The sequence below is a fragment of the Hymenobacter sp. 5317J-9 genome (assembly GCF_022921075.1).
GTDB lineage: Bacteria > Bacteroidota > Bacteroidia > Cytophagales > Hymenobacteraceae > Hymenobacter.
This window is the reverse complement of sequence record NZ_CP095050.1, coordinates 4773274-4783376: the sequence shown is the minus strand read 5'-3', so window position 1 is coordinate 4783376 and position 10103 is coordinate 4773274. Positions and strand designations below refer to the sequence as shown.

12 protein-coding genes are annotated in these 10103 nt (G+C 62.1%); 7 read left to right on the top strand and 5 right to left on the bottom strand.

Annotated elements, in window-relative coordinates:
- The 6 genes from plsY (at nt 1) to MUN81_RS20115 (ending at nt 4959) form a co-directional block, all read left to right on the top strand.
- Nucleotides 1-645, top strand: coding sequence for a glycerol-3-phosphate 1-O-acyltransferase PlsY (gene plsY, locus MUN81_RS20140; RefSeq protein WP_245113777.1), 645 nt, complete (start codon nt 1-3; stop codon nt 643-645).
- Between the two features lie 198 nt (nt 646-843).
- On the top strand, nt 844-1401 hold the full coding sequence (locus MUN81_RS20135; protein ID WP_245113776.1) for a hypothetical protein: 558 nt from the start codon (nt 844-846) through the stop codon (nt 1399-1401).
- Between the two features lie 74 nt (nt 1402-1475).
- On the top strand, nt 1476-2060 hold the full coding sequence (locus tag MUN81_RS20130) for a hypothetical protein (RefSeq protein ID WP_245113774.1): 585 nt from the start codon (nt 1476-1478) through the stop codon (nt 2058-2060).
- Nucleotides 2061-2180: 120 nt separating this feature from the next.
- The gene (locus tag MUN81_RS20125; RefSeq protein WP_245113772.1) at nt 2181-2762 is read left to right on the top strand and encodes a hypothetical protein; all 582 of its coding nucleotides are present in this window, start codon (nt 2181-2183) and stop codon (nt 2760-2762) included.
- Between the two features lie 9 nt (nt 2763-2771).
- A complete protein-coding gene (locus MUN81_RS20120) occupies nt 2772-3530 on the top strand; it encodes a hypothetical protein (protein WP_245113770.1) in 759 nt (252 codons plus the stop codon).
- A gap of 64 nt (nt 3531-3594) precedes the next feature.
- Complete coding sequence (locus MUN81_RS20115) at nt 3595-4959, top strand: dipeptidase (protein ID WP_245113768.1); 1365 nt, start codon at nt 3595-3597, stop codon at nt 4957-4959.
- 71 nt (nt 4960-5030) lie between these two features.
- Here the strand turns inward: MUN81_RS20115 and MUN81_RS20110 are convergent, their stop codons facing one another.
- The 5 genes from MUN81_RS20110 to MUN81_RS20090 form a co-directional block, all read right to left on the bottom strand.
- Nucleotides 5031-5624 carry a porin family protein gene (locus tag MUN81_RS20110; RefSeq protein WP_245113767.1) on the bottom strand — a complete coding sequence of 198 codons (594 nt, stop codon included), beginning with the start codon at nt 5622-5624 and terminating at the stop codon, nt 5031-5033.
- 129 nt (nt 5625-5753) lie between these two features.
- Nucleotides 5754-6335 carry a porin family protein gene (locus tag MUN81_RS20105; RefSeq protein ID WP_245113765.1) on the bottom strand — a complete coding sequence of 194 codons (582 nt, stop codon included), beginning with the start codon at nt 6333-6335 and terminating at the stop codon, nt 5754-5756.
- A gap of 181 nt (nt 6336-6516) precedes the next feature.
- On the bottom strand, nt 6517-7299 hold the full coding sequence (locus MUN81_RS20100; protein ID WP_245113764.1) for a porin family protein: 783 nt from the start codon (nt 7297-7299) through the stop codon (nt 6517-6519).
- A 120-nt stretch (nt 7300-7419) separates the two neighbouring features.
- Nucleotides 7420-8001 carry a porin family protein gene (locus MUN81_RS20095; protein WP_245113762.1) on the bottom strand — a complete coding sequence of 194 codons (582 nt, stop codon included), beginning with the start codon at nt 7999-8001 and terminating at the stop codon, nt 7420-7422.
- 166 nt (nt 8002-8167) lie between these two features.
- Nucleotides 8168-8758: a porin family protein gene (locus MUN81_RS20090; RefSeq protein ID WP_245113760.1), complete on the bottom strand. Its 591-nt coding sequence runs from the start codon at nt 8756-8758 to the stop codon at nt 8168-8170.
- 174 nt (nt 8759-8932) lie between these two features.
- Between MUN81_RS20090 and MUN81_RS20085 the strand changes: the two genes are divergently transcribed.
- Nucleotides 8933-10063, top strand: a complete 1131-nt coding sequence (locus tag MUN81_RS20085; RefSeq protein ID WP_245113758.1) for an acyloxyacyl hydrolase — start codon at nt 8933-8935, stop codon at nt 10061-10063.
- Nucleotides 10064-10103: the final 40 nt, after the last annotated feature.

Here is a 10103-nt window from a genome sequence, read left to right as displayed (position 1 = left end):
ATGACCATCCTCTACATTGCCCTTGCCCTCGTCGTGGCCTATTTGCTGGGCTCCATTCCCACGGCCCTGTGGGTGGGTCGCCGCTTTTTCAACCTAGCCGACATTCGGGAGCACGGCTCCGGCAACGCCGGCGCCACCAATACCTTCCGGGTGCTGGGCCCCAAGGCGGGCTCGGCGGTGCTGCTGGTGGATGCGCTCAAGGGCTTTGTGGCGGCGTATTTCCTGCCGAAGCTGCTGGTGACCTACGGCGCCATTGCGCCCGAGCACGAGCTATATTTCAAGCTGGCCTGCGGGGTGCTGGCGGTGGTGGGGCACATCTACCCGGTGTTTGCGCAGTTTCGGGGTGGCAAGGGCGTGGCCACCATTCTGGGCATGATGCTGGGCGTGGCGCCGGCCACGGTGGGCGTGTGCATGGGCATTTTTGTGGTAATGCTGCTGCTGTTCCGCTACGTGTCGCTGGCCTCCATGACAGCGGGCGTGAGCTTTGCGCTGCTGCAGCTGCTGCCCCCGTTTCGGCCGCAGCAGCCGTTTATGGTCTACGTCGGCTTCGTGCTGGCGGCCCTGCTCATCTACACCCACCGGGCCAACATCGGCCGCCTGCGCGCCGGCACCGAAAGCCGCGTGCCGCTGTTTGGGCGCAAATAAAAACCGGTGCGGTGGGCGCAGCCCGTCGCCACCAATGCCTATGGTGTGGAAGCCGTGCCCTGCCGCTGGCGCGGGCCTGGTACCGTTCAACTGCCCGAGCCCCAGGCGCGCCGCCGGTCGGCCATGGATAGCGAGCCTGCGACAATTTTGCCGTCGACAATGTAAAATGTCGCAGCAGAAAATGTCGCAATTTGCGGCATGAGCACGACCCGCAAATTTTTTGGCCTCACCCAGGAGCAGTTGGCGGCTTGGCTGGGCGTGGCCCGTTCCAGCATTGCCGAGGGCGAAACCGGCCGGCGCCTGCCCCCGCTGCTCGGCGACTACTGGCCGCGCGAGATGCGCCTGAACCTGGCCGCCGCAAACCTGGGCTTCGACCCGGCGACGAATGCCCCCGTGCCGGCCCTGCCGCCGCTGCCCCCCTTGCCGCCCAACGCCAAGCCCATACAGGACCAGTTGCGCAAATGCCAGCACCGCATCCGTGGGCTGCGGTACCAGCTGGAAATTCTGCGCGACAAGGCCCGGTGCTACGAGGCGCGCCGGGCCGCCTTGCCCACCCTCCGGGCCTGGACCGGGCCCGACCCGCTCCCTGCCCAGGCCGATGCCTGGCTAAGCCGCTTCGAGCAGGAAGCCGAAGTGGAGTTGCTCTATGCCTGCGGGGCCGGTCCCCAGGGCCTGCTCGAAGCCCGCCTGGCTGGCCTTGAGCGCGAGGCCGAGCGGCTGGAAGAACTGCTGGCCTCCCAGCCGCCGGCTCGCTGAAGGCTGGCCGGTCCGAAATGGCCTTTCAAGTGGCTCAATCGTATAGGCAAGCTCCACTTATCGTGCGTTGCCTGATGATACGTCCCGCCGTTATTGCCTTTTGTGGCCTGCTGCTCATGCGCCCGGCCCACGCCCAAACGCCGCCCGCTGCTGCGCGCCAAGCCGAAGCGCCCGTTGGCTACCATTGGCAGGCGCTGCCCGAGGTGAAAGCCGCCGTGCTGCTGCCCTACGTGTGGAACTACAAAGCCGAAGCCAGCCGCGACGCCCAGGCCTATTTCCTGACCCGCGAAAGAATACTACCGGGCAAGCAGTTCCAAACGGGCCTTTCGCTGAACGTGGTGCGGCGGATGAGTACCAAAACCAGGCAACCGGCCGACGCCTACGCCCAGGCCTTTTCGGCCAAAAGCGGGCGCGGCGCCGGGCAGCAGGTGCTTAGCCAGGACCGCAAAGCCCAGGGGCCGTTGCGCCTCTACGGGGTGCGCTACCGCCTGGCCAGCGGCCCGGCCGGTCCCAAAATCATTCAGCAATGGGCCATTGCCAATACCGTGACGGACACGTTCTACCTGCTGCTGTTCGAAAGCCCCGAAAAAGACTGGCCCCAGGCCTGGAAGCTGGGCGAAACCATGATAACCCAGCTGCGGCTGGATGCGAACATTTAGGGGCATTGATGAGCCATCCAGAACGTCATGCAGAGCGGAGCGAAGCATCTCGCGTGCCGCCGCTAATTATTGGGTACTGTTGTACGCGAGATGCTTCGCTCCGCTCTGCATGACGTTCTTATGCTCCGTTTACTCCTTCTTTGTACACTGCTGCTTTCGGCCTTGGCCGGGCCCGCCCGCGCCCAGCAATACAACGTGCCCCTGGGCACCATGCCCGCTGGCTGGACCTGGCAGGTGCTGCCCGAAATCAAGGCCGCCATGCCGCTGCCAACGGGCTGGTACTTTAAAGTGACGGGCGAGAAGGGCGCGCCCACGTATTACCTGACGCCGGAAGAAACCGACGAAAACGACGAATTTCAGGAAGGGCTCTCGGTGCAGGTGGTGCGCAAGGCCAAGGGCAAAACCGGCCGCCCCGCCGCCGATTATGCCGAGCTGCTGATGATGCGTGCCGGCTTCGGCTCCGGGCAGACGCAATTGGAGAAAACGGCCACGGTGGAGGGGCCATTCTACAAGCGCACGGTGCGCTACCGCGAAGCGCCGCCCGAGGCCGCTACCCGCATTGTGTATCAAATGGCCCTGGCCAACGCCAAAACCGACACGCTCTACCTGCTCACCTTCGAGGCGCCGGAAGCCGCCTGGCCCGCCGCCTGGCGCGTAGGCGAGAAGATGATACAAGCGTGGGTGCTGGATGCGCGGCAGTAACTTTCCCCAATGAAACCCCAACTGCTGCTTGCGCTGCTGTCCATCTGCCTGCTGGCGGCCCGGCCGGCCCGCGCCCAACAGCCTGCCCGCGCCGCCTTCGGCTCCGACGAAGCGGCGGCCCGGCACAAGGCCGCCTTCGCGGCGGCAGTGCACAAGGCTGGTCTCCAACGGCCCGCCGATGGATACTACAAAGCACGCATCGACGTAACCAAAGAGGCGGAATTTCGGCGCGTCGGCATCAATTTGCGCGAATTGGAACGCCGTATCCGCATCGATGGCCCGGCGCCCTACGAGGAATCTTCTTTATTTGCCGACCAAGTGGTGCACGGCACCGTGCTGAGTCTGGTCACCGATTCGAGTCGCAGCGTGTGCTACCACTCTTACTACAAAATACGGGTAGCCGAAACCTGGCAGGGCCGGCCCGCCGAAACCGTCGCCGTGCGGCTGATAACCGGGCCGATAGGCAACACCCTCGGCATCACCTTCAGCGGAGCGCCGCGGCTGGCCGTCGGGCAGGAGCTCATTCTGCACTTGCGCTACGTTGATTTCACCGTCGACGAGGAAACCCAAAAGCTGGGCTCTCCCTTTGGCACCAACAACGCCACTCCCGGCGACTTTCTGGTGATGCTGGCCTCACCCGTGCGGGGCGATGGGGTGCTGAGTGGCTACGACCAGCGCACCATCACCCCGCTGGCCGACCTGCGCCGCAACCTCAAGGCCATTGCCGCCATTCTCGATAAAGAGCATTTCTACCAAAAGGCGTTTTAGTGGGGCGCTCGGCGTCCGTTACTTTTACCGCCGCATTCCCAACCCCTCTAAACTTCCGCTCCGCATGGCCAATTACCTCGCCGATAACCAAACCCGCTTCCTCGATGAGCTCATGGACTGGCTCCGCATCCCATCGGTTTCTGCCGACCCCAAGTTCCACGCCGACGTGCTGCGGGCCGCTGACTACTTGAAAACCCGCCTCGAAGAAGCCGGCGTGCAGAACGTCGAAATCTGCCCCACGGCCGGCAATCCCATCGTCTACGGCGAGTACATGGTGAGCCCCGAGGCCAAAACCGTCCTCGTGTACGGCCACTACGACGTGCAGCCCGCCGACCCCTACGAACTGTGGACCTCGCCACCCTTCGAGCCGGTGATTAAGGACGAGAAAATCTACGCCCGCGGCGCCTGTGACGACAAAGGCCAGGTGTACATGCACGTCAAGGCCTTCGAAATGATGATGCGCGACGGCCAGGGCGGCGTGCCCTGCAACATCAAATTCATGTTCGAAGGCGAGGAGGAAATCGGCTCCAACAACCTCGAAATTTTCGTGAAAGCGAACAAGGAGAAGCTGAAGGCCGACGTCATCCTCATCTCCGACACCGGCATTCTGGCCAACGACGTGCCCAGCATCGAGGTGGGCCTGCGTGGCCTGAGCTACCACGAAGTGACCGTGACCGGCCCCAACCGCGACCTGCACTCCGGCCTCTACGGCGGCGCCGTGCAGAACCCCATTAACGCCCTGTGCGAGATGATTGCCAGCCTGCACGATGAAAACGGCCATATCACCATCCCTGGCTTCTACGACAACGTGGACGAGCTGAGCGCCGACGAGCGCGCCGAAATGGCCAAAGCCCCGTTCTCGGAAGAGGAGTTCAAGCAAAGCATCGGCCTGCCCGACAGCTACGGCGAAAAAGGCTACAGCAGCATGGAGCGCACCAGCATTCGCCCCACGCTCGACGTGAACGGCATCTGGGGCGGCTACACCGGCGAGGGCGCCAAAACCGTCATCGCCTCGCAGGCCCACGCCAAAATTTCCATGCGCCTGGTGCCCCACCAGACTTCGGCCGAAATCACCGAGAAATTCCAGAAGCACTTTTCCAGCATCGCGCCCCAGGGCGTGACGGTGGAGGTGCGCCCCCACCACGGCGGCGAGCCCGTGGTAACGCCCACCAATTCAGTAGCCTACCGCGCCGCCGCCGATGCCATGGAAACCACCTTCGGCAAGCGCCCGGTGCCCACGCGCGGCGGCGGCTCCATCCCCATCGTGGCCATGTTCAAGTCGGAGCTGGGCCTCGACACCGTCCTGCTCGGCTTCGGCCTCGACTCCGACGCCATCCACTCGCCCAACGAGCACTTCGGCGTGTTCAACTTCCTCAAGGGCATCGAAACCATCCCGCACTTCTACCGCAACTACGCGGCGGCGCAATAACACCTCACCCCAACGAAAAAGCCCGGCATCTGCGCAGATGCCGGGCTTTTTCGTGGAATTAACGCTTGTCATTACCCGCCGAACGAGTAGGTCAGGTACAGTTGGAAAACGCTGTTGCGGAGACGGTTTTGGACCGTGGTATTGCCCACCGTCACTTCTTTGGGCAGGTTGGTCAGCCCGCCATTGTAGCGCAGGCCAATGCCGGGGCCGGTTTTGCGCTGGTAGCCCAGGCCCACGAGGTAGCCGAAGTCGACGCTGTTGAGCTGGTCCTTCACGTCGGTGCTCACGTTGCCGAATTCGTATTTGGCCGCGAGCAGAACACCCACCTGCGGCCCCGCCTCGAAAAACAGCCCATCGGCGTTGACGTGGAAGGACAGGGGCACATCCAGGTACGACACGCGCGACCGCACGTCGGTCACGTCCTTGGGCTTGCTGCCCTTCTGCGAATAGATGATTTCGGGCTGAAACGCGAAAAGGCTACTGAGGCCGATATTGGCAAACGCGCCGGCGTGAAAGCCAAACAAGCCTTCCTGGCTGCCCGCGTCCTTGCCCACAAACGAGGCGTAGGAAGGCCCGGCCTTCAGGCCCAGCGACACGTTGCTTTGGGCCTGCGCCGCGCCCGCCAGGCCGGCCACCAGGGCCAGGGTAGAAACGATTTTCTTCATGATTTCTGCTGATATGGTAGGAGCCGCAAAGCTACGCCCGGCCTCGCACTGCGGCCCGCTTAACGCCAAAAGCCCGGTTTCTGGTATAGAAACCGGGCTTTTGCGAAAATCAGCCAACGCCGCAAAGCCTTAGCTACCGAATGAGTAGGCCAGCACCAGCCACACCGAGCTGGTCTTGAACTTGCCCGTGCCCAGCACCGTGGAGGCGTCATTCTTGAACACGTTGGACGCGCCGCCCTCGTAGCGCACGCCCAGCGAAGGGCCCTGCCCGAAGCGGTAGCCCACGCCCGCCACGTAGTTCAGCACCACGCCGTTCAGCTCACTCTTCACGTTGGCCGCGTCTTCGTTCACAGCCTTGATGGGAAAGCTCACTTCCGGGCCGGCCTCCAGAAACAGGCCGCCCACGTGGTAGCGGCCCAGCAGCGGCACGTCAATGGTGTTGATGTCGCGGTTCAGGCTTTCATCATTCGAGGTGTCGAAGTAGCGCATGGTATACAGCACCTCTGGGTGAAACGCCCAGTGGTCCGAAAGGCCGACATTAGCCGTGAGGCCCGCCTGATAGGCGGAATGGGCCGCCGAAGTGTACTGGTTGTTGTTCAGCAGCCGGTCGCGGCCATACGCCACGGTGAGGCCGATGGATGTGGCCTGCTGGGCCCGAGCGGCCCCCAGGGCACCCATCAGTAAGGCAAAGGTGATGATACATTTCTTCATGACGGAAGGGGAAAGATGAAGGTTTGATGAAGCTGATTATGTGTGAGTTATGCGAATGTGTGCCGTATACTCGCCACCTGCTACCGGGGTTGTGGGCGCCGTGGCCAGGGCTGGCCGTCGGGCACAAAAAAGCCCGGCACTGCAAGCAGCACCGGGCCAAAACGGAGAATCGAAGCGGCGCCTAGTTGCCGCCCAGCACGTAGCCCACCTGCACCTGAAACGCCGAGTTGCGCACTTCCGGGTTCGTGAACTTGACGTTGGGGTCGCGGTAGGGCTTGAGGACTTCGGCCTTGCCTTCGCCGCTCTTGTAGGCCCGGCTAAAATCGCCGGTGTAGCGCGCGCTCAGGCTCAGCGCGTTGCTGAAGCGGTAGCCCACGCCCAACGCGTAGCCAAACGTCGTCGTGTTCAGGTCGGCGGTGGTGTTGTCGACCGTGAAGCACGGCAGCTCGGTGCGGGGCGAGTTGATGTCGTTGCGGGTGGGGCCGGCCAGTACCACGGTGGCTTTGTCGCCGCTCACCTCGCCGCGCTGCGAGAGCAGGAAGCTCACCTGCGGGCCAGCTTCCACGAAAAACCCGGCGCCGTCGGTCGGCCCAATGTTGTAGCGCAGCAGCACCGGCACGTCGAGGTAGTTCAGCGTTTGGGTGTAGGTGCCCGAGCCCTTGCGGCCAAAGGCGTTGCCATTGGTCAGAAACACCGTCACGTCGCTGTTGTCCTGATTATAGCTCAGCTTGGTGCCCTTCTGCGAAAACAGCACTTCTGGTTGTATAGAAAGCTGGTCGGTGAGCCCAAGGTTGAGGGTGATGCCGGCGTTGACGCCGATTTTGGCCGTCGTCGCCGTGTTGTCTTTGCCCGCGTAGGTGGCCGAGCTGACGCCTGCTTTGAGGCCGAACCGGGGGGCGCTCTGGGCCTGCGCGGCCGTGCCAGCCGCCAGCAGCAAAAGAAGGGATAGAATGTGTGGTTTCATGGAAAGGAATAAGAGAAAAAGATGAAGCCTCGAAGCTACGCCACTGCGGGCCTACGGGCCACAAAAAACCCCGGCCTTGCACGCAAGGCCGGGGTTTTCATGAATGGAGCTTCGGGAAGCTTATTTGCCGCCGAACATGAAGCCCACGTACAGCTGGAACGCGTTGTTGCGAATCTTGGCTGCGGTGGTGCCGGACTCTTCCTTGTCGATGCTGGTGATGCCGCCGTTGTAGCGCAGGCCAATCATCGGACCGGTTTCGAGCTTGTAGCCCAGGCCCACGGCGTAGCCGAAGTCCACGGTGTTGAGCTGGTCTTTCACATCCACGTCGTTGGTGCCATCGGTGGCTTTGGCCGAGGCCAGGAAGCCCACCTGCGGGCCAGCTTCGAAGAACAGGCCGTCGGCGTTGTACTGCAGCATCACCGGCACGTCGATGTAGTTGAGGTTGATTTTGTTTTTCGAGTTGTTCGAATCAGCAGCGCCTTTCATCGAAAACAGCACTTCGGGCTGCAGCGACAGCGCGTCGCCGAAGGCCAGGTTGGCCAGCACGCCAGCGTTGAGGCCTACCTTGTTAGAGAAGCCCGAAGCATCGGGGCCGCCGAGGGTGGTGAGCGAAGCGCCGGCCTTCACGCCGAACGTAGCCTGGGCCGAAGCCGTGGCCGAAATACCAGCCACCAGGGCCAGGGAAAGGATAACTTTTTTCATTGTTGCGGAGAAAAAAAGTGAGAATGAAATTAAAAATGCGGCGCAAAGCTACGGGGAAACTTCATCCAAATAACAACTTGTATTTATTCAGCCATTAATTTCCTTTTGCAAAAGAAAAGGCCCGGCGTCCACATGGACACCGGGCCTTCTCAAAAAGCAAGCAAAATTACTTGCCGCCAAACATGTAGCCCAACTGTACCGAGAACACGCGGTTGCGCTGCTGGTCGTTCACGTCGTTGTCTTTGCCCACGCTGTTGATGTCGCCGTTGAAGCGGCCTTCAATGCTGAGGCCCGACTCGAGCTGGTAGCCCACGGCGGCCACGTAGCCCAGCGCGATGTTTTGGTAGGCGTCGTTGTCGAGTTTGATTTCGTTGCCGTCGCCGTCCGACAGCTTTACCTTGGCCAGGTAGCCAATCTGCGGGCCGGCCTGCAGGAAAGGGCCTTTGCCATCGGCCAGGGTGTAGCGGAACATGATGGGCAGCTCAATGTAGTTCAGCTTGAAATTGTAGTTGCTGTTCTTGATTTCGGTGCCCTTCTGCGAGTAGAGCAGCTCGGTTTGGAGCGACAGGGACTCGGAGAAGCCGAAGTTGGCGGCCACGCCGCCCACGGCGCCGAACTTGTACTTGGCGTCTTCCACGCCATCGCCGGAGAAAGTGGTGTAGTTCACGCCGGCTTTGAGGCCGAAGCGGGTAGATTGGGCATTGGCTGCGGCGGCGGTACCGGCCAGCAGTGCGAGAGAAAGCGCGAGCTTTTTCATAAGGGCAAAGGGATAGGAATAAGTAAAAAGTGGTGGGGGGTGAGGCGCACGGAAGCCGTGAACCGAGCCGTATACCACGGTTATCGGCCAGAGGTTGCCAAAATTCTGTACGTTTCATGCCTTTTCGGTCGTGGAGCGCTGCGGGGTGCTATTTTTGGGCTTAAAGTGCCCGCTATGTTTCCTCTATTCCGTTTCTCGTGCCGATGGAAGCCGGTGGCTTTTCTTTGCCTGAGTGGCTTTGGCGCCCGCGCGCAGGAGGCGCCCGCTACTGCGCCTGAGGCCCCGCGCATGCCGCTGGTGGTGGGAGCGTATGCGCAGGGCAGCATCATCATGGCGCACACCTACGCCATCCGTCACTTGGTGGCCTCGCACCCCACGGGGTTCGAAATCAACCTGCAGCGCCAAACCACCGGCGCCGCGCCCTGGCACGGCTGGTACAAGTTTCCGAAAATTGGCTTGGCCCTCACGTACTACGACTTTCACAACCCGGTGCTGGGCTACGCCTTTGCGGCCAGCCCCTACATCAGCAAGTCGTTTTCGCGGGGCGAGAAGCACGATTTTAGCTTCCGGCTGGGCACCGGGCTGGCCTACCTCACCAACCCCTACAACCAGGAAACCAACCACAAAAACACCATTGCCAGCTCGGCCCTCAACGCCACGCTGCAGCTGCGGTTTGAGTACGACTACGCCCTTACCCCGCACCTGGGCCTGCTGGCCGGCATCGGCCTGAACCACTTTTCCAACGGCGCCACCACCAAGCCCAACTTTGGCGTGAACCTGCCTTCGCTGGTGCTGGGCCTCAACTACCACGAGCAGCGCCACCCCGTGCAGGTGAACCCTTACGCGCCGGCCCCGGAAGACGTGGGCCACATGTTCTACAACGTGAGCACCAGCCTGGGCTTCAAGCAACGCACCGAGGGCGACAAGCAGAAGTACCTCGTGAACTCGGTGACGCTGGCCGTGGGCCGCCGCATGAACCGCAAATCCAACCTGCTGCTGGGCGTGGAGGGCTTCAACGACCGCAGCCTGAAAGCCACCCTGAACGACACCACCCGTGCCGGCCTCAAGCAGCCCGACGTGAAAAAGGCGGGCGTATTTATCGGCCACGAGTTGCTGTTTGGTCGCCTGGCTTTCGATTCGCACCTGGGCTTCTACGTGTACGCGCCCTACAAATCGAGCACGCCCTACTACGAGCGCCTGGGCCTGAAGTACCACTTCACCGACTTGCTGTTCGGCGCCATCGACCTGAAAATTCACCGCGGCGCCGCCGACGTGATAGAGTTCAAAGTAGGGGCGAAGCTGTAGCGCCGCAATCGCCTGGTCTGTCCTAAAAGATGCTTCAGCT

Coding starts and splice junctions, on each gene's coding strand:
- MUN81_RS20125 (WP_245113772.1), top strand. CDS start 2,181: ATGCTCCGTTTACTCCTTCTTTGTACACTGCTGCTTTCGGCCTTGGCC.
- MUN81_RS20130 (WP_245113774.1), top strand. CDS start 1,476: ATGATACGTCCCGCCGTTATTGCCTTTTGTGGCCTGCTGCTCATGCGC.
- MUN81_RS20120 (WP_245113770.1), top strand. CDS start 2,772: ATGAAACCCCAACTGCTGCTTGCGCTGCTGTCCATCTGCCTGCTGGCG.
- MUN81_RS20110 (WP_245113767.1), bottom strand. CDS start 5,624: ATGAAGAAAATCGTTTCTACCCTGGCCCTGGTGGCCGGCCTGGCGGGC.
- MUN81_RS20095 (WP_245113762.1), bottom strand. CDS start 8,001: ATGAAAAAAGTTATCCTTTCCCTGGCCCTGGTGGCTGGTATTTCGGCC.
- MUN81_RS20085 (WP_245113758.1), top strand. CDS start 8,933: ATGTTTCCTCTATTCCGTTTCTCGTGCCGATGGAAGCCGGTGGCTTTT.
- MUN81_RS20100 (WP_245113764.1), bottom strand. CDS start 7,299: ATGAAACCACACATTCTATCCCTTCTTTTGCTGCTGGCGGCTGGCACG.
- plsY (WP_245113777.1), top strand. CDS start 1: ATGACCATCCTCTACATTGCCCTTGCCCTCGTCGTGGCCTATTTGCTG.
- MUN81_RS20105 (WP_245113765.1), bottom strand. CDS start 6,335: ATGAAGAAATGTATCATCACCTTTGCCTTACTGATGGGTGCCCTGGGG.
- MUN81_RS20090 (WP_245113760.1), bottom strand. CDS start 8,758: ATGAAAAAGCTCGCGCTTTCTCTCGCACTGCTGGCCGGTACCGCCGCC.
- MUN81_RS20135 (WP_245113776.1), top strand. CDS start 844: ATGAGCACGACCCGCAAATTTTTTGGCCTCACCCAGGAGCAGTTGGCG.
- MUN81_RS20115 (WP_245113768.1), top strand. CDS start 3,595: ATGGCCAATTACCTCGCCGATAACCAAACCCGCTTCCTCGATGAGCTC.